This window comes from Streptomyces cathayae, from assembly GCF_029760955.1.
Lineage (GTDB): Bacteria > Actinomycetota > Actinomycetes > Streptomycetales > Streptomycetaceae > Streptomyces > Streptomyces cathayae.
The window spans coordinates 1425416-1448772 of sequence record NZ_CP121682.1 but is presented as its reverse complement, the minus strand read 5'-3'; the positions used below and the strand labels follow the sequence as shown (position 1 = coordinate 1448772).

Sequence of the window (23357 nt, the reverse complement as noted above, 5' to 3'; positions counted from 1 at the left end):
GGACCGGGAGCCTCCCCTGACGGGAAACTTCCGACTTCCGAACCTCCGGGAGTGTGATGGGGACAACAGATACGCGAGGGCCGGCGCCGGGCAGGAGCGCGGTCGTCCTGGCCCTGCGCCGCTACGGCCGGGAACTGCTGCGACTACGACTGCTGGCGCTGCCCGCGCTGCTGCTGCCGGCCGTGGGCAACATCGGCATCCGCTACGTCGCCCCCCTGCTGATCGCCAAACTGGCGGGACAGGCCGCCGGCGACGGCGGTCTCACCCTCGCCTCGGCGCTGCCGTACGTGCTGGGCTTCGGCGTGACGCTGCTGCTCGCCGAGGCCGTGTGGCGGGTCGGGCAGCACTGCCTGAACCGCGTGGACGCCCTCGGCATGGAGCACCTGTACGTGAGCGGCATGGACGAACTCCTCGCCAAGGACGCCGCGTTCTTCCACGACAACTTCGCCGGCTCCCTGACCAAACGGGTGCTCAGCTACGGCAAGCGCTTCGAGGACTTCGTCGACACGCTGACGTACCGGATCGTGGGCAGTCTCGTCCCCCTGGTGTTCGGCGCCGTGGTGCTGTGGAGCTACGAACCGATGCTCGTCGTCGGCCTCCTGGTGATGATCGCGCTGACCGTGGTGGCCGCGACACCGCTGATCCGCCGCCGGCAGAGGCTCGTCAACGACCGTGAGGCCGCGATCGCCCGGGTCTCCGGCCACGTCGCCGACAGCCTCATGAACATGGAGACCATCCGGGCGTTCGCCGCCGAGCGGCGGGAGGCCGACGAACACCGCAGCCGGGTCGCGGACTCCCGGCGCCTGACGCTGACGTCGTGGGACTACGGCAATCTGCGCGTCGACACCCTGATCGCCCCCCTGTCCGTGCTGACCAACGTGCTGGGCCTGTTGGTCGCCGTCGCCTTCGGCGGTCCGGGCCAGGGAGTGGAGGAGATCGTCGTCGCCTTCACCTACTACTCCAACGCGACCCAGATCATGTTCGAGTTCAACCAGATCTACCGGCGGCTGGAGAGCTCGATGACCGAGGCCGCGCAGTTCACGGAGTTGCTGCTGGACCCGCCCACCGTGCTCGACCCGGCCGAACCCGAACCGCTCGCACTGCGGGACACCGGCGTCCGCTTCGAGGCGGTGACCTTCGCCCACACGGGTGCGAAGCCGATCTTCGAGGGTCTCGACCTGGACGTGCCCGCAGGCGCACGGATCGGTCTGGTCGGCAGGTCCGGCGGCGGCAAGACCACACTCACCCGGCTGCTGCTGCGGATGTCGGACATCGACGACGGCCGCATCCTGATCGGCGGACAGGACATCAGCCGGCTGCGCCAGAGCGACCTGCGCTCACTGATCGCCTACGTTCCGCAGGAACCCGCGATGTTCCACCGCAGCCTGCGGGACAACATCGCCTTCGCCCGGCCCGGCGCCACCGATGCGGAGGTCCGCGCGGCGGCCGAGGCCGCGCACGTCACGGAGTTCGCCGAACAACTCCCCGACGGCTTCGCCACCCTGGTGGGCGAGCGGGGAGTCAAACTCTCGGGCGGCCAGCGACAGCGCGTCGCCCTCGCCCGGGCCATCCTGCGCGACGCCCCGATCCTGCTGCTCGACGAGGCGACCAGCGCGCTGGACTCGGAGAGCGAACTCCTCGTCCAGGACGCCCTGTGGCGGCTGATGGACGGACGTACGGCCCTCGTGGTCGCCCACCGTCTGAGCACCGTCGCCGGAATGGACCGTCTCGTCGTCCTCGACCGCGGACGCGTCGTCGAACAGGGCGCCCACGAGGAACTGCTCGCGGCGAACGGCGCCTACGCCAAACTGTGGCAGCACCAGTCGGGCGGCTTCCTCGGCGAGAGCACCGACTCGGCCCCCGAGTGCCCGGTCCCCGAAGCCGGTCCCGGCGGGCTGCCCGGACCGGCCGACCCGGCGCCGGACGGGGCTCGCAGGACGTCGTCGCACGCTCGTGCGAGCACGTGGTTCACATGATCGAGACGATTCTCGGACATTCTCGACCGCACCCGGCGGCACGCTCCTGCGTCCCCCCGCGTGCGGTGGACGCAGGAGCGCCGCAGGAAAAACGACCGTGCTCCCGGACCGGCTGACGCGGTCCGGCTTCGCCGCGCTGTGCGAGGTCAGCCCGGTGGAGCGCTCCCCGGGCGGCGTCGTTCTCGCGGTGAGGGCGGTCTGAGCGTTCCGTCGGGCTGGAGCGACTCGCCCCGGGTGCCGGACAGCCCCGGGGCCTGAACGTCCACGGAAGCAGCGCAGGCAACGACCTGAAGCCGCCCGGGTTCTGATCAGGGCCGCGGGCCAGGTGACGACTCGCCCTCCGGCCCGGCGGCACCGGCTCCACCGACAGGGCCGGGAGCGTGCGACAGCATCACCGCTGCCTGCCGACGGAGGGAGACGATCGCCTCGACCAGCTGATCACGCAGGCACGCCCCCGCATCCATCCCGGCTGCCGCCGCGGTCGAGCCCGGACCGTCCGGTCGGTCCCGGCCACCCGGTTCTGAGTCTTTCAAGCGAGCCGGTCCGCGAGGACACGCACCCCGGCAGCGGCAACGAGCACCGCTGAGCCGATGACCATCACGGCCCGGCCCCGCCTGCCGTCCCGCCGGACACCGGCGCCCAGGCCGGCGCGATCGGGCCGGGAGCGGGTCGGCCCGGGCGGTGCCGCACGGGGCACCGCGTCATCGACGCGAGGATTCACGCCCGGACCAACGCGTGATCAGGATTTTCGACACAGCACCTCCGCCGCCCTCACCCGTTCGGCCCACGCTGCCTTCACCACGGCGCCCACCCGGGGGTCGGGCCGCCCCGGAAGGTCTTTTCCGCCTGGTGCCGTGGGCCCCACCGGGGTGGCCGGCGGCAGGCCTGAGGCGTCCCGGCCGGTCTTGGCCGTATCGGACGCGGACCCGGTCGCCGGGCAGTCTTGCCGGGGGTGCCACAGGATGGTCCCTGGTTGCCCGGCCTCGGCACTGGCCGCAGACAGCCGATTCCCGACGCGCGGCGGGCGTGGGCCGGCCGCCTGACCCCCACCCCAGGGAGCACCCCATGACAGTGATGACGGACGCGCTCGTACCGGCGCTGGAGGACGCTCGTGAGGCACATGAGGCGGTCGTCGACCGATTGCGGGCGGATGCGACCATCACGCCACCCGGCCCGTACCGGCAGATGCTCGAGCGCCAGGTGGACGAGGTCCAGGACAGCCTCCGGCGCATCGAGCACCACATGCGCGAGCTGCGGCCCCGCAGCGGGCTGGTCGGGGACCGCGTCGATATCGCGCGGTTCATCTCGCGCAGCGCCGTGCGCACCGTCATGCTGCCGCTGACGATCGGATCCACGCTCATAACGGACATGCTGCGCGGCCAGCGGCCCCACGACGAGCGGCGGCTGCTGAAAAACGCCCAGGACGAGTACGCGGTCACCGCCCGGGCGCTGGCGGCCTGCCGGGCCGGGCAGAGCATCGCCGAAGTGGCCCACGACCAGGCCACCGCCGACCTGCTCGCCGCACTGCGCCGCCAGGACGAGGAACTGCTCGAACAACTGGAGGACAGCGTCGCCCAGAACGCCCGGGCCGTGGCGGCCGCGGCCAACGGCTTCATCCAGGAGAACGGCGGCGGCTGGGCCGACGCGGCCGCCCACGCCGTGCGGACCGCCGCCAACCGGGTGCAAGACGTCGCACAGAGCGGCGGCCGACGGGCCCGGGGTGCCGCCGGGGGCGCGGTGCGCGAGATGCCCGGGCCCACCCGCATGGCCGAAAAGGTCCAGGGTGCGGTGACCCGGGAGGAGGAATTGCCGATCCTCCGCTTCAGCCAGCTCAGCGTCGACGAAATCCAGCAGCAGCTGCGCACACTCTCCCAGTCGGACCTGACGGTCATCGAGGGATACGAGCGCACCCACTCCAACCGCCCCCCGGTCCTGGACGCCATCGAGCAGCTGCGCGGCAGCGAACCCTGGCCCGGCTACGACACCATGAGCCCGGACAAGCTCACCGCCCAGGTGCAGAACGTCCCCGCCGGCGTCGCCCGCCAGGTCCAGGAGTACGAACGACGCCACCAGCGGCGCCAGAAGGTCATCTCCGCCGCCGAGGCACGCACCACCCCCTGACGCCCACAGGCGAGCGTCTGCCGGTAGACGGGTGAGGGCAGTGCGGCGCGTTCGCGCTGCCGGCGCCCGGAGGAACTCATGACAGCCCTGGAGCCGCCCTCACCGGCTCCGGGGCTGCGTGCGTGAGAGTTCTCGTATCGGTGTCCCGGCGGTGGCGGGGGTTGGCCAAGTGGCCTTGTTCGCCGAGAGGGAACGCCCCTTCACCTCCGAACGCCCACGCCCACGCCCACGCCCGCGCTGTCGCCGAAGCCGCCGACCGCCGTATCGGCCGTCCCGTCGCCCACCCCGACGACAAGATCGAATACGCCGAGCTCCCCAAGGAGCAGGACCGCAGCCTCGGCCGGATCGCGGCCAAGACCGGAATTCCGAAGACCTCCTTGCACCGCTATCTGCAGGGCTTGTCCGGTGCAGCGAACGACGCCCGGTAGGCGCGCGGACTGGTCGCCAGGCGGGATGCGAACTGCTGGCGCATGGTGACCTCGCTGCCGAAACCGGACCGGCGGGCGACCTCGGGCATGGGCAGGTCGGTACGTTCGAGGAGCTTCTGGGCCGCCACGATGCGGTGGCCCACAAGCCAGCGCAGCGGGGTGGTCCCGGTGGCCGCCGCGAAGTGCCGGGCGAAGGAGCGCGGCGACATCCCGGCACGGGCGGCGAGCGCGGACACGGTGAGCGGCTCGTCGAGATGCGCCAGGGCAAAGGCGCGTACCTGGGCCAGCGTGTCCGCGTCGCGGTCGGCGTGCGGTGTCGGATGCTCGATGAACTGGGCCTGGGTGCCGGTCCGGAACGGTGCGGTGACCATGGACCGGGCGACCGTCGCGGCCGCCTCCGCGCCGTGCGCGGCGCGCACCAGGTGCAGACACAGGTCGATGCCGGCGGCGGTGCCGGCGGACGTCCACAGATTGCCGTCTCCGACGAACAGGGCGTCCGGCTCGACCCGCACCTGTGGGTGCCGGGCCCGCAGCTGATCGGCCAGTGCCCAGTGGGTCAGCGCCCGGCGGCCGTCCAGCAGGCCCGCCTGGGCGAGCGTGAACGCCCCGCCGCACAGCGCGGCGATGGTGGTGCCCCGGACGTGGGCGCGGCGCAGTGCCGCAAGGACCGGCTCGGGCGCCGGGGTGACATGGTCGTCCAGGCCCGGCACCAGGATCAGCTCGGCGCGGGGCAGCCAGGCGAGGGTGCGGTCCGGGGCGAGCGCGAGCCCGTCGCGCATCGGTACCGGTTCGGGGCCGACGGCCACCCGGCGCAACTCGAACGCGGGCACCCCGCGGTCGGTGCGGTCCGCGCCCCATACCTCGGTGATCACCGAGACGTCGAAGGCCCGGATGCCGGGGAAGGCGAGCAGGGCGATGCGGTGGGCCGGTGCTGGTCGGGTCATCCTGGCAGTAAACCATCGATCGCTGTCTTTCCGTCTCCTGTGAACCGGCCCCGCCCGGCGGCAGGATCGTGGGCATGGAAATCACATCGAACGCGGCGTTGGTCGTGGTGGACGTGCAGAAGGGCTTCGACGAGTCGGAGTTCTGGGGCCCGCGCAACAACCCGGCCGCCGACGAGAACATCGCTTCCCTGATCGCGGCCTGGCAGGACACGGACCGGCCGGTCGTCTTCGTGCGGCACGACTCCAACAAGCCCGGCTCGCCGCTGCGGACCGGGTACGAGGGCAACGACTTCAAGGAGTACGTCGAGGAGCGGCGCGGCAAGGGCGGCGGGCCGGAGCTGCTCGTCACCAAGTCCGTGAACTCGGCGTTCTACGGCACCCCCGACCTTGACGACTGGTTCAAGGCGGTGGGCATCACCCAGGTCGTACTGGCCGGCATCCAGACCAACATGTGCGTGGAGACCACCGCCCGCATGGGAGGCAACCTCGGCTACGACGTGCTGGTCCCCCTCGACGCCACCCACACCTTCGACCTGACCGGTCCGAACGGCTGGCGCCTGACGGCCGACGAGCTGGCCCGGGCGAGTGCTGTCTCGCTGCACGGCGGGGGCTTCGCCCGGGTGGTGACAACCGGCGAGCTGGTGGCCGCCGTCCGCCCCTGACCTCCCAGATCTGGGGTGTGGGCCACCTCCGATACTCGCCCGGGCCACCTCGGCCGCTCACGGCCCAGGTCAAAGACTCAGTCACACGATGCGACTCCGCGGGCTCATGGGGGGTGATGACGAGTCGCTGTTGTGGATCATCGGATGGTCGTGGGGGTCCTCGCCAGCCGATGCTCAGCGCTGTGACTCCGGGCCGAGGCGGTCGGCGAGATCGGCGAGGGCCTCACCTCGCGGTGGGCCGCCCCGAGCGAAACGGAGACGCTGGAGTACGATTCCCGTTCGATTGACCGTACGGCTCTGGGGGACGGGTTTTGAGCGCCCAACTGAGAGAAACCGCAACGCAGTTGGCGGACATGCTCTGGCGTCGGTACACGGTGTACCGGGACCGGGCCGGGGGAGTGGTCATCCGCGGAGAGCATGTGCAGCGCTGGATCAGTCTCGCCCCCTCGGGCCGCAGGGACGAAATCCTGCTCCGTGCGGGCCGTATCCTCGACGGCGGCACCACCGCTCCGGCGCGTTCGGAGATGGTCCTACCGCTCGATGCCGGCACCGGCGAGCTCGCTACGGCCTGCCGCCGCCTGCTCGCCGAGACCGCCGCCGACCCCGCACCGCCCGCCCCGGCGGCACCCGGCCGGGCCCAGCGGTCGGGGAAGCCGAAACGGTCCGGGCGCAAAGGGAGACGGATGAGCCTCGCCTCCTGGATGATCCTCGCCTGTGTGGTCGGCGTCGTCGCCCTGTACGCCTACAGCACTGCGACGACCGGCACACGCTGAGGAAAGCCCGCAGATTCCGGGCTCGCTGAGGGGCGGTAGGAGGCCTGGATCAGACGCTTGGCACAGCCGTAGTTCTTACTGGCTTGTGCGTGTTTTGCTCGGGGTCTGACCTGCTCCGTAACAGCCGTGCAGGCCACCTTCGGATGCCGTCGCTGTCCACGATCCGCCAGGTGGTCGGCGCGGTGTGCCCGGGCGGTCTGGCGGATCTGACCGGCCAGGACCCCGCCGACCCCCCGACGGTGGACGGCAAGACCGCCCGCGCTCGCGCCGCCGCGATGCGCCGGCCGTGTACCGCAGCATCGCCACCGGACTCCGCGAGATGTCCTGCAGATCCCTCACCCGCCCGCTCGAGCTCCTGGGCATCAGCTGACCAGCGCCGCAGCGTGATCACCACGACTTCGAATCAGCCCTGCCCGAAGGCCGAGCAGGCCAAGGAGCTGACGGGCCGGCCGTGCTCGTGATCGGCAGGGCGCTTCCCGGTCTGGTTGCCAGGTGGCCGACTCACGGCGCAACCTGGAAGGGACCATGTGCCCGGGTGGCCGGGCCAGGAGGCGAGGTCCGCGATGAGCAGGCTCCAGGAGCACATCGACATCAGCGCCCCGGCACAGAAGGTGTGGGACCAGCTGCACCGCATTGAGGAGTACTCGTCGTTCATGAACGGGGTGCAGCGCGCTGCTGCACGCGGCGGTGACCGTGCCCGTCTCGATGTCCGGACCGGCCGTGGTGAACAGGTGTTCGAGGCCGTTCTCTCCGACCGCTCCGACGAACAGACCATCACCTGGCAGACGCAGGGCAGCCCGGAGCTGCAGGGCACCCTCGCGGTCAGGTCCCTGGACAGGGACCACAGCCAGGTGCAGATCCGGATGGAGTACGACCCGCAGGGCATCCAGGACGCCTTCGGCGGTCCGAAGGGAATGGCCCAGATCCACGCGGTCGAGCGGACGGTCCGGGACGACCTGGAACACTTCAGGGATCTCGTGGAGCGGCAGAAGGGCTGACTCGGAGTCGACTTCTCTCCCCCGCCTTCATACGGGGAAGGGGATGACGCGCCGCCCGGCCGGGCGCTCAGTCCCGCAGGGGCGGCAGGTCGAACCCGTCGTTCTGCATGCGCAGCAGCAGCAGTCGGCCGGCCGCCGCGAAGCCGACCGCCGTGAGCCCCCAGCCGACCAGGTCGAGCTCGCGGACACCGCTCAGCACCGAGGCGAGGTGGACGGGCTGTGACACCGTCAACCCGAGCGCGAGCCGGAGCGGCACCACGCGTGCCCGCCACAGGGCCGGCCCCAGCAGCACCGTGCCGAGGACCGTCGCCGTCGCCCGCCAGAAGCCGCACAGGTCGCGGACGGGGCGGCGGGTCGGCGTGTCCGGCGTGCCGGGGCGGTGTCCGCCGTGGTGGAGGACATGGTCACCCCTCCGTCACGGCCCGCGTCCGCAGTGCCGAGGCGACCAGCGCGACGCCGGCGAGGGTGACGAGGAGGGCGAACGCGACCGCGCCGACCAGCGCTCCGGGCACGTCGTCGACGAAGAACGCCGGGACGGCGCTGAGCCCCGACAGCAGCCGGGTGACGATCACGGCCACCGCGCCGGCGCGGCTGCCCCGCCAGGCCAGAACGGCGCCGACCAGGGTGATCAGCCCGAGTGCGGCACCCACGACGGCCACCGCGACCGGAGGGTGCCCACCGTCTCCGAACGGCAGCGAGATCACGTCGATGAGGCCGAGCAGGGCGGACAGAACCAGTCCGGTGACAAGAAGGCGGGTGCGGTTCACGTGGTCCTCCTGAGTGAGGGACGAAGTACCGGGGTCGGAAATACCGGTGTCGTGTCCGCAGTCTGGGTTCGCGGGTCGGGTCCGCGGATCGGGGCGGGCCCGGAACCGTTCTCCGTGCTGCCACGTATTCACTCCGGGTGACCGCCGTCCTACCCTAGGTGCGTGGCAACTCGGGGTCTGTTCGCTGTCGCCGCCGCGGTCCTGACGAGCGTGCTGGCAGCCGCCGGAGTGATCCTGGCGGTGCTCGGCGGTGACGGGGGCGCCACCACGGCGTTCGCGATCGGTGTGGCGTTCGGGCTGCCCTCCGTCGTGCTGGGCGTGGTGGTGGCGGTGCGCCGCCCGGACAGCGTGGTCGGGCTGCTGCTGGTGCTGGTCGGCGCTACGGCGGTGTGGCTCACGGTCGGCGAGCTGTGCGGGCTGCTCCTCGCGCGGCGGACGGACCTGCCGTTCGCGCAGTGGTACGCGGCCCTGTCGCAGGGCGACTGGATGTTCCTGTACGTCCCGGCCGCGCTGCTCATGCTGGTCTTCCCCGACGGGAGGCTGTCGGGCCGGCGCCGGCGGTGGGCGGCGGCCGGACTGCTGGCCGTGCCTCCGCTGTTCATGCTGATCGCGGCGCTGGACCCTGCACCGTTCCGGCCGCCGTTCGAGGCGATGCCGCACCCTGTACGGGTGCCCGAGCCCTGCCTCCCGGTACTGCGCGCGGTGGCGTTCGCCCTGCTGCCGGTCTTCCTCGGGCTGCTGATCGCGTCCGCGGCGGCGGTGGTCGTCCGCTACCGGCGGGCGGCCGACGAGGCGAGGCGGGCGCAGCTCAAGTGGTTCGCGCTCGGTGCCGCCTTCCTGCCGCTGACGCTGCTGCTGTGCTGGGCCGGCTACCTGTTCCTCGGCGGGCCGGAGCCGGCGGTCGTCGGCCTGGCGGCGGCGGCCCTGGCGATTCCGGCCGCGACCACGATCGCGATCCTGCGGCACGACCTCTACGACATCGACCGGGCGATCAGCACCGCCGTCACCTACGGCCTGGTGACCACGATCCTGCTGGGCTTCTACACGGCCGCCTCGTTCGTGGCCGGCCTCGGCGCCGGACGGTCCTCACCGGTCGCGGCCGCCGCGGCCACCGCCGTCTGCGCCGCCGCGCTGTCCCCGCTGCGCACCCGGCTCCAACGGTGGGTCGACGGGCGGTTCTACCCCGCGCGGCAGGCCGCGCTGACGACCGTTCAGGGGCTGCGCGGCCGTATGCACGCCGGACAGGCCCGGCCGGAGCAGCTGGAGCGGGCTCCGTCCGCTCGCCGGCCGGGCAAGTGCCGTTTCCCGATGGCACGGCGGCCTCCGGGAAACGGCGTTCACACCTGACGGTGCGTCACGGAACGAGACGCAGAAGCTTGTTCGGTGAACCGGAGCCCGGGCTGGTGACCACGCCCGAAGTGGCGCCGTTCACCAGGGCCGCGGAAACCTGTGCCGGGGTGGCCGTGGTGTGGCCCGCGAGGTAGACCGCGGCCGCGCCCGCGACGTGCGGTGCCGCCATCGACGTGCCCGAGATGGTGTTGGTCGCGGTGTCACTGGTGTGCCAGCCCGCCGTGATCGAGGAGCCGGGGGCGAAGAGGTCGAGGACCGAGCCGTAGTTGGAGTAGCTGGCCCTGGCGTCCGTACTGGTGGTGGCGCCGACCGTGATCGCCTCGGTGACCCGGGCGGGGGAGGAGGAGGACGCGTTGGCGTTCTCGTTGCCCGCGGCGACCGCGTAGGTGACACCGCTGGCGATCGAGTTGCGCACGGCCGTGTCCAGGGCGGCGGAGGCGCCGCCGCCCAGCGACATGTTGGCGACCGAGGGGCCGGAGTGGTTCTTGGTGACCCAGTCGACGCCCGCTATGACGCCGGCCGTGGTCCCCGAGCCGCTGGCGTTGAGCACGCGGACTGCCACGATCCTGGCCTTCTTGGCGACGCCGTAGGTGGAGCCCGCGATGGTGGTGGCGACGTGGGTACCGTGGCCGTTGCCGTCCGACGGCGTGCCGCCGCTGACGGCGTCGTAGCCGTACGAGGCCCGCCCGCTGAGCTGCGAGTGTGTGATGCGCACCCCGGTGTCGATGACGTACGCGGTCACGCCGCTGCCCGCCGAGTCCGGGTAGGTGTACGTGCCGGAGAGCGGGCGTGCCGCCTGGTCGATGCGGTCCAGGCCCCAGGGGGCATTGGTCTGCGTGGCGTCGAGGTGGACCTTCTGGTTCTGTTCCACCGTGGCGATCGCCGGGTCGGCCGCGAGTCTCCTGGCCTCGGTCGCCGAGAGGTCCGCCGTGTAACCGTTCAGCGCGCTGCCGAACGTCTTCTCCACCGTGCCGCCGTACTTGGTGATCAGGCCCTTGCCCTTGCTCGACGCGGACTTGAAGCCCGCGGTCTTCTTGAGCGTGATGATGTAGCTGTCCTTGACCGCCGTGGGGGAGTCGGCGGCGAGTACTTTTCCTTCGGCCGGGGCGGCCTGGGCGGGAAGCGCGGTGAGTCCGCCCAAAAGGGCGGCGGTCGCAACGCCGGTGAGGGCGGCGAAGCGGATCTTCCTGCTACGCGGTTGTGCCATGCGAGGGAGTCCTCCTCAGGCAAGCGCGCCTGGGTGTGGCGCGCGATGTGGGGGTGCGCACGGGGTCGCGCACACGGCCCTGAGCGCTGCGTTCCGCTCAAGGCCGAGTAAAGAGTGTGGTAACTGGTGGTTATAATCAAGGGAGTTGAAGACTTGACATGTTAATGTCATGCAAGTGAAGTGGATGAGGTCTTCTCATCGCCGGTGCCGCCGTCACCGGGACGGATCGTCGCGACGCGGGCTTTTCCCTCGCAGCGACCACCGAAAAGATCTGTTTTCCGAAGAAATTGATGCCCAGTCAGCTTCGGACCCGAGGCGGAAACGGACGAACGGCGTGGGTTCGAGGAGATCGCTGCGCGACGGCCACGATCAGCGAGACCTTCGGCATGGCTTCGCCGTGGACCGGGGGCCGGAGACGGGCGAGCCTTCCAGAAGGCCGGTGGCGAATCGTGGGATCGGCTTCTCGGTGCGCCGACACCAGCCGTAGTCGTTCGAGCAGCGGGCACTGCGCACGGTCCCGGTGCGCAGTGCCGCCTGAAGCGCCGACCGCGTGCCAGGCACGTTCGTGCGCACGAACTCCGCGGCGCCGTCGGGCGAGCGGTCCACGTGTGGCCGTGCCGCGAAGCGCACCACCGCATCGTGTCCCGGCGTCGGCTCCAGCAGGGGAGGTCCGTGAAACGAACCCTGTTCCTGTATGCCTGCAACAAGACCAAGGGCAGCGTCGGCGGCAAGACCTGCGTGACTACCGCGCTCCGCTACGGACGTATAAGTCGGCGGTTCAGTTCCGGCTGCTGGTCGGTGAGATCCCGGAAGGCTTTCAGGTGCGTCGTGCTGACCCTTGGGGCCGACACTATACGCTTTGCTGCAAACCGGACCGCTTGAAGGTCGCGCCGAAGCGGGAAGCTCTGCGGAGCAGGTACTGGGAGAGCACGCGTGTCAGGAGGATGCACTGTCCGGGCGACCACGTGTGCACGCCGGAGAACTCGTACCCGGGTCCCGAGGGTTCCGCCAGCGCCGGCGGTGTGGCGCTGCCGGGCGCGGGAGTCGCCGGGTTTTTCCCCAGCCGTGTGACAGCTCGTGACACGTGAGAGAGTTTGGGGCGTGAGTGAGACACCACCGAACACCCTGCAATACCGCTTCGACGGGCCGGAAGAGGCACCTGTCCTGATCCTGGCTCCCTCACTGGGTACCACCTGGCACAGGTTGTAACGGCCGTCCAAGGGTGTCTACGCCCGTCCAGCGCGGGCACGAAATCGCAGGTCAGAGCCTCCTGATCCGGCAGAGCCCGCCCAGTTCGTGATAGCTGTGTGACAGCGGCGTTCGACGAGAAACCCCGTGGGTGCGGCTCGGCGGGGCTTCTGATTAGGTGGGTTTGAGCGTCTGCCACGAACACCGTCGCACTCGGGTCCTCCTCTCTCGAGCACCCGAAGCAAGGAGACGGAGACGATACGACTCTCACGGCCGATGCGCAGCATGCGGCCCGGGAACGCTTCTCGACCGACCAGGCCGTAATCTTCACTCTTGCAAATTTCAACACCTTTGGGGGTGCCTGTAGCGCTGGAGCGACCGCCACGGCATTGCCGGAGACGGCGGTTGCCAGCCTGCCATGCGTCACCGCCAAAATGTTGCCCTCTTCACCGCGCAATCGCATCGCTCCGCTGGTCTGGTGGGCGGGGTGTCTCGCTACAAGTCGCCCGCTGCCGAACGCTGCCCGTAGCCCGGGACCTGACCGGGGGCGTCAGGGCCGTCGTGCCACAATGCGGTCCGCCTTCCTGTAGGCCCCGCTGTAGGGGGTTCCCGTGATACGCAGAAGCCCCGCCGGGATCCCGGCGGGGCTTCTGCGCGCAGCGGGCTACAGCAGCGTTTGTTGTCCGGCGCGGGCGCCGTTGTACTCCGGCTCTCCGCTTTCCAGCACGCGGAGCAAGGACGCGGTGACGACACGCGTCGTACGGCCGATGCGCAGCACGCGACATGGGAACTCCCCGCGGCGAACCAGGTCATAACCCTTCGCCCGCGAGAATCCCAATGCCCTGGAGGCGTCGGCCACGCTCCCCGTTCCGTCCCAGGTGGCGCGGATGTGCATAGGGCAGTATCGGGTTTCCTGCACCTCATTTTTATGTCCGTGCAATTCGGATTCTCCAGTTTTTGAGACGGTGCTTCTTGCGTCCAGCCGATAGGGTTTGAAGCTGCCGGAAACTTGGGGTGTCGATGCCTGATGCGGGTCAGTGGACCAAGGGTTCCACCTGAAGTTGATCAAAACAGCAAATGGTGGTGAGTGCCTCGCACCGTGTGCTGAGGTCGGTGTTGATGAGTGGCCCCTCGCTGCAGGTCGACTTCATTCCAGGCATACTCGGGATGCGAGAACTCGGCCCCCAGCCGAGTGGGCGGCATGGGGATGCAGCTACGCGCCTCAAGGGACCTTGAGCGACCGCGGCATCTGTTCCGCAGGAGCTGTGCAGCGCAGAGCGCTGACAGACGCGCGACGCGTTGGATTGATGGCCGTCTTGGGGGTCCCTCTCGACGTACGGGCAGTAGTGGCGGTGGACCATCAATGATCCGCGGGATCGCCGGTTTGGCTAACCGGCAGTCTCGCGCTATGTTGCTCTGCTTCGAAGCTGTCTGCACCCATCTGCCTCCACTCAGGTGGCCGACTGTTATAGCGCTCGCCCCGTGTCTTGCGTTGTCGGCGACTTCCGTCTGGGTATCCGCATGGTCTCAGATGGTGTACTGTCCACCGACACATCACTGGTCGCAGAGGGATTGGGGGCTTCTCGGTGTTCGAATTGAAAATCCCGGGAATCTACTGGGACGACGAGAAGGCAGTGAGCTTACTGGTCGAGTACTTCACCCGGCGACGCCCAAGTGGTGACCTGTTCTATTCCGGCGCGTACTTCGAGCGCCTGGGCGGGGGCGGGGACGCCCACCGCGTCGCGGGCCGCTTCGACAGCAACGACCTGGTGGCCATCACCACGCTCAGCGTGTCCCTTGAGCCACACGGGGCTATCAACTTGCTGTCCGACCCTGATGGGCATTGGGCGCGCCTGCTGTCGCTCATCCCTCGTGACGCTCGCTTGGAGAACCCTGTAAGCGATGTGCTCGTGGAGGAGGGCGGGCCGGCGTGGGAGTTGTGGGAACGCCTTGCCAGCAGCAAGCAGTACCCCGGCAAGCCGGACGGTAGCGGCCCGGCGATCGCAGGAAAGTTGCTGGCCCGCAAGCGTCCCCACCTCATCCCGATCTACGACACCCGCATCAAGCAGCTCTTTGAGCGACCGAAGAGGGACCACTCCTTCTGGGCCGCGCTGGCTGCGGCCTTGCGGGCGGACAACGGCGCCTTCCATGATCAGTTGGTCCGTCTCCGCGGCAAGGCGGGTGTCGGTGAGGACATCGGCGTCCTGCGTGTGTTCGACGTCATCGCCTGGATGTATCAAGGCCAGCAGGGTCAGGTAGCGACGAGCTGAACTCAGAGGTGGAGTCGGACGGCCCCGCAGCACGGCTACTCGCACGACTCCGTCCAAGGACTGCAGTCGGCACGGCCAGCGGGAAATGACACCGCCGCTGCCGTAGGCATGCTGCGTGACTGCCGTGGGCGGGGCGTTCTGCCAGTCGGCTCCGTTGGGGCCAGTTGTCCCGGAAGAGACTAGCCAGACCCGTCGGCTTGTGCTGCCTCTCTGAGTCGACGCACCTCTTCCGCCTCGGCTCAGTGTTGTTGATCACCGAGCCGAGGAGGGGATACCGGCGGGCCCCGACGGCCCGCCCCCAGCCCTGACCGTTTGCGACCAAGTAGGCCGGAACACCCCCGCGTCGGCGGGGAGGACGCCGGACCTGCAGGGGTGTCGGGACCGACTCGTGGAACATCCCCGCGTCGGCGGGGAGGACAAGACGTCGCCGTCTTCCCACTGGTTGGTCTGTGGAACACCCCCGCGTCGGCGGGGAGGACAAGATGACCAAGATCCTGAAACCGTCCTGGTTCGGAACACCCCCGCGTCGGCGGGGAGGACCGGAAGGTCGTCCGCAACGACGAGACGAAGCACGGAACACCCCCGCGTCGGCGGGGAGGACGAATCCACTACACGGAAAAGCCGGTCGAACTGCGGAACACCCCCGCGTCGGCGGGGAGGACACGCCGGCGGGGAGCTGGAGCTGTTCGGTGTGTGGAACACCCCCGCGTCGGCGGGGAGGACGACCGCGGGCAGGACCGCGTTGAGGGCCTTGCCGGAACACCCCCGCGTCGGCGGGGAGGACTTGCACGGGGTGTCGACCAGCCGCGCGTAGCTCGGAACACCCCCGCGTCGGCGGGGAGGACGATGGAGCCGCCGGGGAAGGCGGGCCCTCCCTCGGAACACCCCCGCGTCGGCGGGGAGGACCTCGTCGAGATCGGCCCAGTGCTGCGCCTGCTCGGAACACCCCCGCGTCGGCGGGGAGGACGGGCGGGCAAGTCGACCGGCCCCCAGCGCCGCCGGAACACCCCCGCGTCGGCGGGGAGGACGGCCGTGAGCTGAAAGAGGAAGCTGTCGAGTGCGGAACACCTCCGCGTCGGCGGGGAGGACCGCGGCGTTGGCCAAGGCAGTTGGACCGGCGTCGGAACACCCCCGCGTCGGCGGGGAGGACCCGTCCGCGGTGCGGGTGTGCAGCTCGGGCGACGGAACACCCCCGCGTCGGCGGGGAGGACGACGGCTTCCTGTACGTCGGGCTCATGGTGCTCGGAACACCCCCGCGTCGGCGGGGAGGACCTGTTCGAGATCGAGATGGACAAGGTAAAGACCGGAACACTCCCGCGTCGGCGGGGAGGACCCAGGTCAACGCCCTGACACCCCTCTGACCTGCGGAACACCCCCGCGTCGGCGGGGAGGACTGTACTGCCTCGGTTCAGGCATGTGTCCCTACCGGAACACCCCCGCGTCGGCGGGGAGGACAAACGGGAGGAACCCGGAATGCGACGCCTCGCCGGAACACCCCCGCGTCGGCGGGGAGGACGGCATCGTCGTCACCGGCGCCCTCGTGATCCGCGGAACACCCCCGCGTCGGCGGGGAGGACTCTCGCTGGGCCGCGAACGCGCGGCCGAGTCGCGGAACACCCCCGCGTCGGCGGGGAGGACTGAGCAGCAGTCAGCCTGACGTGATCCTGGAACGGAACACCCCCGCGTCGGCGGGGAGGACGGGTCCGGCAAGTCGGCGGCCGCCCGGGAGCACGGAACACCCCCGCGTCGGCGGGGAGGACCGGGTAGATGCCGGGCTCCGTGACGACCTGCGCGGAACACCCCCGCGTCGGCGGGGAGGACGCGGTGACGAGCCGGGACAGGTCCACGGTCGGCGGAACACCCCCGCGTCGGCGGGGAGGACGCAGGGTCCGCCACGACCGTCCCCACGCCGGGCGGAACACCCCCGCGTCGGCGGGGAGGACGCAGGGTCCGCCACGACCGTCCCCACGCCGGGCGGAACACCCCCGCGTCGGCGGGGAGGACCGGGTGTCGGACGGCGTCGGCCCGTACCGCTCCGGAACACCCCCGCGTCGGCGGGGAGGACGACTCCCTGACCCGCCTGGGCAAGGCCTACGGCGGAACACCCCCGCGTCGGCGGGGAGGACGCCATGGCCTGGCCGCTCATCCTCATCGCCTACGGAACACCCCCGCGTCGGCGGGGAGGACGGCCATGACGTACTCGGGCTCTTCCTGGAGTACGGAACACCCCCGCGTCGGCGGGGAGGACTGGAACTCACGGCTCTCGAGGAACTGCGCGTCCGGAACACCCCTGCGTCGGCGGGGAGGACACTCCGTCTTACGCGCCTTATCCCGGTCAGGACGGAACACCCCCGCGTCGGCGGGGAGGACTCTGTGACCCCTTGGGTGACTACACTCCGTTACGGAACACCCCCGCGTCGGCGGGGAGGACGCCTTCGACACCATCTTCATCCTCGGCTGGGCCGGAACACCCCCGCGTCGGCGGGGAGGACGGGCACGGGTCACACGCTGTGGCCGTGACGATCGGAACACCCCCGCGTCGGCGGGGAGGACCCGAGGGCGACCACCCGGGCGGCAACAGCCTTCGGAACACCCCCGCGTCGGCGGGGAGGACACCATGCGCCGCGGCGTCGACTCGCTGACGATCGGAACACCCCCGCGTCGGCGGGGAGGACGCGCTCGCCTCCCTGCCTGCGCAGATCATCCACGGAACACCCCCGCGTCGGCGGGGAGGACGAGAGTGCGGGCACGGAGCACGTCGACGATGCCGGAACACCCCCGCGTCGGCGGGGAGGACTCGTGCGGGCACGGGGTCAGGCGGCTTACTTACGGAACACCCCCGCGTCGGCGGGGAGGACCCGCGCGAGGCCTTGCAGGTACCCGAAGTCTCCGGAACACCCCCGCGTCGGCGGGGAGGACTGGCACCTCACCGGCCACCGCGTCGCCCTCACCGGAACACCCCCGCGTCGGCGGGGAGGACTCCGTCCGGACCCTCCCCGAGGACTTCCAGCGCGGAACACCCCCGCGTCGGCGGGGAGGACGACGGCAACGGCTGGTCCGACATCGGCTACAGCGGAACACCCCCGCGTCGGCGGGGAGGACGGGAGCGGGAGGGGTTGTTGAGGATTCAGCAGCGGAACACCCCCGCGTCGGCGGGGAGGACCGCCGAGATCGAACGGCATCGCTCACCCCTTACGGAACACCCCCGCGTCGGCGGGGAGGACAGCAGCCACGCCCGCATGACGCTGCGCTCCTGCGGAACACCCCCGCGTCGGCGGGGAGGACCACCAAGGTCTCGTCGGGGAAACAGTTCGCACCGGAACACCCCCGCGTCGGCGGGGAGGACGTACACGGCGCCCTCCACGGCGGCCAGCGAGGCGGAACACCCCCGCGTCGGCGGGGAGGACGCCAACCGACCCCTCGGCAACCAACTCGACCTCGGAACACCCCCGCGTCGGCGGGGAGGACGCCATCAAGCACAGCAGCGAAGAGTCCTCCAACGGAACACCCCCGCGTCGGCGGGGAGGACGGTCCTGACGCCGGGCCCGAGTTCGTCGTCGACGGAACACCCCCGCGTCGGCGGGGAGGACCCGTGACGCGCCTTCAGAAAATCACCGACGGTCGGAACACCCCCGCGTCGGCGGGGAGGACGGGTGAAGCAGTGTGTGGCGAGGGGGATGAGCCGGAACACCCCCGCGTCGGCGGGGAGGACTACTGCTCCATCAGCTCTGTGATGGGGGGCAACGGAACACCCCCGCGTCGGCGGGGAGGACCGCCACGGTGGCGTGGTCCGGCTCGCCGGCCGCGGAACACCCCCGCGTCGGCGGGGAGGACTCCCCGGCCGGGAGCGCGTAGGGCACGGTGACCGGAACACCCCCGCGTCGGCGGGGAGGACGGAGTGGTGGACGGGCTGGGTGGTCAGCGGCCCGGAACACCCCCGCGTCGGCGGGGAGGACGCAGCGTTCCAGTAGTGGCGAGGGTGCCCGGACGGAACACCCCCGCGTCGGCGGGGAGGACCGCTGCGACGACCCGATCGTCGGCAGCGTCCGCGGAACACCCCCGCGTCGGCGGGGAGGACACCTCGACGTCCGCGCGGGTCCGCTTCCACGCCGGAACACCCCCGCGTCGGCGGGGAGGACACCTGGCTGTGGTCGACGATCCTGTCGCCGGTCGGAACACCCCCGCGTCGGCGGGGAGGACGACGATGTTCGAACTGGCGGCCCCGTACACGTCGGAACACCCCCGCGTCGGCGGGGAGGACACCGGGGTGCCGTTGACCGTCATCTGCTGAATCGGAACACCCCCGCGTCGGCGGGGAGGACGCGGACTCGTTCCCGGTCGGCCAACCGATCCGCGGAACACCCCCGCGTCGGCGGGGAGGACGCCCTCGCCCTCGCGGCCTGATCAGCCGGCCACGGAACACCCCCGCGTCGGCGGGGAGGACGGTGGCGCTCCATGAGGGAGAGGGCGGGGAACAGGAACACCCCCGCGTCGGCGGGGAGGACGAGCCCCCGCCGGGCGTGGCGGGGGCTCGAGGCGGAACACCCCCGCGTCGGCGGGGAGGACCTGCTCCGTGAACTCGCCCTGCCCCCGGAATCCGGAACACCCCCGCGTCGGCGGGGAGGACTGCTGCCCCTGGGTGAGCGCGATGCCGTCGACCGGAACACCCCCGCGTCGGCGGGGAGGACGCCACCGCAGCGTGCGCCTCGGTCCCGAGTGTCGGAACACCCCCGCGTCGGCGGGGAGGACCGACTGGCTGGTCAACTGCCCGTACAGCTCGACGGAACACCCCCGCGTCGGCGGGGAGGACCTCTTCCAGTGCTGGAAGTTAGGTTCCCCATCCGGAACACCCCCGCGTCGGCGGGGAGGACGAGGGCGGCGGCGAGCTGCTGCCCGGCGGACACGGAACACCCCCGCGTCGGCGGGGAGGACTCGGTGTACTGCCGGTGCACGGAGACCAACTCTGGAACACCCCCGCGTCGGCGGGGAGGACCTGTAGACCTGGTTGGACTGGTTGATCACCACCGGAACACCCCCGCGTCGGCGGGGAGGACTCGGTCCGCGCGGGTGGGCACGGCTGATGGAGCGGAACACCCCCGCGTCGGCGGGGAGGACGGCCTGACCTGCTATTTCGCGCATACGTCCGGTGGAACACCCCCGCGTCGGCGGGGAGGACGCTTCCTGACCAGGCACTTACGAGCGGCTTTGCCGTCCCTTTGCCAGCGATCCGGGTTCGGGGGAGTGAGGTAGGTGATGGTTCACGCGGTCACTCTAGCCGCCCTTTTTCCCCGGGCATTGTCAGTGGCGTGTGCTTGGATCTGTGGGACATATGGGATGGTGTGGTCGCGATGCGGGAGGGGCTGGGGCATGTCGACTGGGGCTGGGGAGAAGCCGGACGAGTCGGTGTGGGGGAAGTCTCGCGGGTTGGATCCGGCGCTGCCGCCGTACCCGCTGGTCAGACATCTTCTTGACACTGCCGCCATGGCACTGCACCTGTGGGATGTGTACCTCTCGGACAATCAACGACGCAGTATCGCGGGCGGAATGGGGCTCGCTGGTGAGATGGACAGGGCGCGCGCGGTGGTCGGGTTGTGTGCCGGGATGCATGACATCGGCAAGCTCTCCGGGTTTCAGTTCTGCTCCCGCCACGGCACCGAGCACCTCAGCCCGTCGCTTCGTCAGGACCGCGAGAAGATGACCACGGAGCGGTGTGGTCACGACGTGGCCGGCCTGCGTGTGGCTGCGGATGTGCTGACGATCCTGGGTTTCGAGGCTGACGGGGAGACCGTGGCGGCGGAAAGGGTCGCGGAGATCATCGGAGGTCACCACGGCCGGTTCTATCGCAACGAGGGTGGCAACGGCTCGCCGTTCCTGGGAGGGGCGCTCTGGGCCCGGCAGCGTGCGGCGCACGCCTCCGCAGTGCATGACCTGTTGGGTTCTCCTGCAGCCCCTGAGTCGTTCAAGGCGGCGCCGGCCGTTCTGGTGACAGGGGTGGTCATCCTCGCGGACTGGCTGGTCAGCCAGGAGGACTACCTTCGGCGTCGGCAGAAGAACCTGGAACCCGCGCTGGCGGCGCACTTCGCCCGGTCCTGTACGGATGCTGCGGGACTACTGGCTGACGCGGGACTGGTGCCCGTGCGGTTGCGTCGCACGGATTTCACCGAGGCGTATGGCATCAAGGGGCAGCCCAATCCACTGCAGCGCTCGGTCATGGAGGAGTTGCCGTCGGCGGTAGGCTCCGGGGGTCCGGGTGGCATCCTGCTGGTCACGGCTGCCCCTGGGGATGGTAAGAGCGAGACGGCTCTGGAAGCGGAGCGAGTGCTGTCCCGCGCGTTCGGTACACAAGGGTTTGCGTTCCTACTGCCGACCATGGCCACAAGTGATCAGATGTACGGGCGGATCGCGGCGACGTTGCGACGACAGTCGGGCGAGGACGCGGGGCTGACCCTTGTGCACAGCATGGCGTGGCTGAACACCGCCTACTCGGATGAGAGGTTGGATGCCGGCCAGGGCGTGCTGACCTGTGATGGAGACGAGGCTCGGGCGGGGCGGCAGCGGGCGGAAACCGACATGCGTCCGCGGCAGTGGCTGCGTGGGCCCAAGCGCCCGCTGCTCGCGCAGTTCGCGGTGGGGACAGTGGACCAGGCGCTGATGTCGGTACTGCCGGTGCGGCACAACGCGCTGCGATTGCTGGCGCTGACGGGCAAGACGTTCATCGTGGACGAGGCGCACGCGTACGACCCGTACATGCAGGTGCTCTTGGGGCGTCTGCTGAACTGGCTGGGTGCTTACGGTGTTCCGGTCGTCCTGCTGTCGGCCACGCTACCCGTCTCGGTCAGCGACCGGTTGATCAAGGAGTATCTGCAAGGCGCCGGACACCAGCAGGGCGTACTCGGCAAGCGGACGTTTCCGGCTCCGTACCCGGGCTGGTTGTACGTGGACGGTGAAAGCGCTCGCAGCACGCAGATGTCGGAGCCGCAGCGGAGTGAGCAGGCAGCCGAGCGGAGCATGGATCTGAGCGTCTCCGTGGAGCCGGTGGTTCACGGCGCGGGCGGTGCGGGCGGCGTGCGAAACCGTCTCGCGGTCATCGAGCGGTTGGTGGAACCGGTGAGCACTGGCGAGGGCGGCAGCGCCCTGGTGGTCTGCAACACGGTTGGTGACGCGCAGGAGACGTATCAAAGACTTCGCGAGCGGTTCGACGACCGGTCCCATACCGAAGGGGGGATCGTCCAGCTGCTGCACGCCCGCTTCCCGGGCGACGTGAGGGAGTCGAAGACCCGGGAGGTCACGGACGGCATGGGGCGTTCAGGGCCACGGCCGGTCCGCCGGATCGTGGTGGCTACACAGGTCGTCGAACAGTCACTCGACCTGGATGCCGACATCGTCATCAGTGACCTGGCTCCGCTGGCTCTGCTGCTGCAGAGGGCCGGCCGGTGCTGGCGCCACGAGAACTGGTGGGCCCGGCACGGCTACCCGGGCGGACGCGGTCGCCCGGGTTGGGCGCGCGCACCGCGTCTTGTCGTGCTCGATCCGCTGACCGACGGTGGGGGAGTGCCCAAGCAGTGGGGCGAGGTCTACGACGAGTTCCTTCTCACCGCGACATCGGCGAAACTGGGTGACATCCCTGGCGGGTCGGTCTCCATTCCCGGGGATGTTCAAGAGTTGGTCGAGGCGGTGCATGGAGACAGCGCCGAGTTCGACTGGGACAACCCCGGAAGCCTACACGCTGCGGCCTGGAACGCCTATCGCGGGAAGGAGATCGCCGAACGAGGTCAGGCCGGTCTGATCGCCGTCTGCCGGGCACGGAGCGTGAAGGGTCTGCATGCCCTGCACAGCCTTCCCGGTGAAGAGGACGAGTGGGAGACTGCCACCCGGTTGGGAGCGAAGTCGTTGCGGCTGCTGTATGCGTACATTCATGCCGACGGGCGAAGGACTCTCGACCTCGCCGGTGATGACCCGATCCCCGACCCCGGGACGGGGCAGAGGATGCCCGCCGCCGCGGTACGGGCGGTGATGCGGCGCACCATTCCGGTGCGCGCGGACTGGTTTCAGGGTGAAGACGCGGAAGCGCTCAGCCCTCCGGAGTCATGGGCGGAGCATCCGATGCTGGGCGAGGTCCGCATCCTGTGCCAGCCCGTACGAAACGGTGAGCACCAAGCTGTCTCCGTCAGCGGCAAGTTGCTGTACCTGGACGAAGATCTCGGGCTCGTACGGCGCTGAGCGGAGACCAGCTCAGCGCCGACACCCCCGCATCGGCGGGGAGGAACCTCAAAGGCTGAGCCGCCCGTGCCATCCCACTGAAGCACCCCCACCGCGGCGGGGAACGAGACTTCGGTCAGTGCGGCAGTCGGCCAGTTGCCTGCGAACTAACTTGTCAAACGACGGTACGCCTCAGCTGTGGCGAGGAGCAACGCGCTGCACGCTCCGACGGTGGTCGGGTCCGGACGCAGGCCGACCACGATGATGATCACTGCAATGACAACGACCCACGGGGCAGCCTGACTCCACGAGGTCGGTAACACGGACTGCTGCATGACTCTCCTTTGGCGACTTCGGTGGAAACCGCCGGCAGGGCGCCGTCGGCGCGGCGACGTTACAGTACGTATTTGCTCTGTCGCAAATCGTGTCTCCCCCCTCTGGAACGCCCCTGCCATCCCACCTTGCGGATGTATC

At 70.2% G+C, this 23357-nt stretch carries 15 protein-coding genes and 1 CRISPR repeat array; of the genes, 9 read left to right on the top strand and 6 right to left on the bottom strand.

Translation table 11 applies throughout. The features are described from left to right. Nucleotides 1-56: 56 nt before the first annotated feature. The 3 genes from PYS65_RS06635 to PYS65_RS06625 all read left to right on the top strand — a co-directional run bounded on the left by PYS65_RS06635 (nt 57) and on the right by PYS65_RS06625 (nt 4525). Nucleotides 57-1976, top strand: a complete 1920-nt coding sequence (locus tag PYS65_RS06635; protein ID WP_279332849.1) for an ABC transporter ATP-binding protein — start codon at nt 57-59, stop codon at nt 1974-1976. 1065 nt (nt 1977-3041) lie between these two features. Beyond that, nucleotides 3042-4097: a hypothetical protein gene (locus tag PYS65_RS06630; RefSeq protein ID WP_279332848.1), complete on the top strand. Its 1056-nt coding sequence runs from the start codon at nt 3042-3044 to the stop codon at nt 4095-4097. A gap of 161 nt (nt 4098-4258) precedes the next feature. Further along, nucleotides 4259-4525, top strand: coding sequence for a helix-turn-helix domain-containing protein (locus tag PYS65_RS06625; protein WP_279332847.1), 267 nt, complete (start codon nt 4259-4261; stop codon nt 4523-4525). Here the strand turns inward: PYS65_RS06625 and PYS65_RS06620 are convergent. Beyond that, nucleotides 4483-5469: a GlxA family transcriptional regulator gene (locus PYS65_RS06620; protein WP_279332846.1), complete on the bottom strand. Its 987-nt coding sequence runs from the start codon at nt 5467-5469 to the stop codon at nt 4483-4485. The two genes, PYS65_RS06625 and PYS65_RS06620, sit on opposite strands and share 43 nt — an antisense overlap. Before the next feature lie 74 nt (nt 5470-5543). Between PYS65_RS06620 and PYS65_RS06615 the strand changes: the two genes are divergently transcribed. The 3 genes from PYS65_RS06615 to PYS65_RS06605 all read left to right on the top strand — a co-directional run bounded on the left by PYS65_RS06615 (nt 5544) and on the right by PYS65_RS06605 (nt 7902). Then, complete coding sequence (locus tag PYS65_RS06615) at nt 5544-6131, top strand: cysteine hydrolase family protein (protein WP_279332845.1); 588 nt, start codon at nt 5544-5546, stop codon at nt 6129-6131. A 353-nt stretch (nt 6132-6484) separates the two neighbouring features. Then, nucleotides 6485-6904: a hypothetical protein gene (locus tag PYS65_RS06610; RefSeq protein WP_279332844.1), complete on the top strand. Its 420-nt coding sequence runs from the start codon at nt 6485-6487 to the stop codon at nt 6902-6904. Between the two features lie 563 nt (nt 6905-7467). Continuing rightward, nucleotides 7468-7902 (top strand): SRPBCC family protein, encoded by a 435-nt coding sequence (locus tag PYS65_RS06605; protein WP_279332843.1) that lies wholly within the window; start codon nt 7468-7470, stop codon nt 7900-7902. A 67-nt stretch (nt 7903-7969) separates the two neighbouring features. Here PYS65_RS06605 and PYS65_RS06600 read toward each other — a convergent pair whose 3' ends face one another. Together PYS65_RS06600 and PYS65_RS06595 are read right to left on the bottom strand one after the other, a co-directional pair. Continuing rightward, entirely contained in the window at nt 7970-8194 is a 225-nt protein-coding gene (locus PYS65_RS06600; RefSeq protein WP_279332842.1) for a hypothetical protein, read from the bottom strand. Nucleotides 8195-8306: 112 nt separating this feature from the next. After that, entirely contained in the window at nt 8307-8669 is a 363-nt protein-coding gene (locus PYS65_RS06595; protein ID WP_279332841.1) for a hypothetical protein, read from the bottom strand. Between the two features lie 162 nt (nt 8670-8831). Here PYS65_RS06595 and PYS65_RS06590 point away from each other — a divergent pair, with 162 nt between their 5' ends. Continuing rightward, nucleotides 8832-10016: a hypothetical protein gene (locus tag PYS65_RS06590; protein WP_279332840.1), complete on the top strand. Its 1185-nt coding sequence runs from the start codon at nt 8832-8834 to the stop codon at nt 10014-10016. 7 nt (nt 10017-10023) lie between these two features. Here the strand turns inward: PYS65_RS06590 and PYS65_RS06585 are convergent, their stop codons facing one another. The 3 genes from PYS65_RS06585 to PYS65_RS35105 all read right to left on the bottom strand — a co-directional run bounded on the left by PYS65_RS06585 (nt 10024) and on the right by PYS65_RS35105 (nt 13483). After that, complete coding sequence (locus PYS65_RS06585) at nt 10024-11226, bottom strand: S8 family peptidase (protein ID WP_279332839.1); 1203 nt, start codon at nt 11224-11226, stop codon at nt 10024-10026. A 369-nt stretch (nt 11227-11595) separates the two neighbouring features. Further along, nucleotides 11596-11856, bottom strand: coding sequence for a Rossmann-fold NAD(P)-binding domain-containing protein (locus PYS65_RS06580; protein ID WP_341483671.1), 261 nt, complete (start codon nt 11854-11856; stop codon nt 11596-11598). Between the two features lie 1222 nt (nt 11857-13078). Beyond that, nucleotides 13079-13483 (bottom strand): helix-turn-helix domain-containing protein, encoded by a 405-nt coding sequence (locus PYS65_RS35105; protein WP_423836071.1) that lies wholly within the window; start codon nt 13481-13483, stop codon nt 13079-13081. A gap of 517 nt (nt 13484-14000) precedes the next feature. Between PYS65_RS35105 and PYS65_RS06570 the strand changes: the two genes are divergently transcribed. Next, a complete protein-coding gene (locus PYS65_RS06570; RefSeq protein WP_279332838.1) occupies nt 14001-14684 on the top strand; it encodes a DUF6308 family protein in 684 nt (227 codons plus the stop codon). A gap of 328 nt (nt 14685-15012) precedes the next feature. After that, nucleotides 15013-19860: a CRISPR direct-repeat array (repeat unit 29 nt; unit sequence CGGAACACCCCCGCGTCGGCGGGGAGGAC). A 158-nt stretch (nt 19861-20018) separates the two neighbouring features. After that, nucleotides 20019-22904, top strand: a complete 2886-nt coding sequence (locus PYS65_RS06565; protein WP_341483670.1) for a CRISPR-associated endonuclease Cas3'' — start codon at nt 20019-20021, stop codon at nt 22902-22904. The last annotated feature ends 453 nt before the right edge of the window (nt 22905-23357 follow it).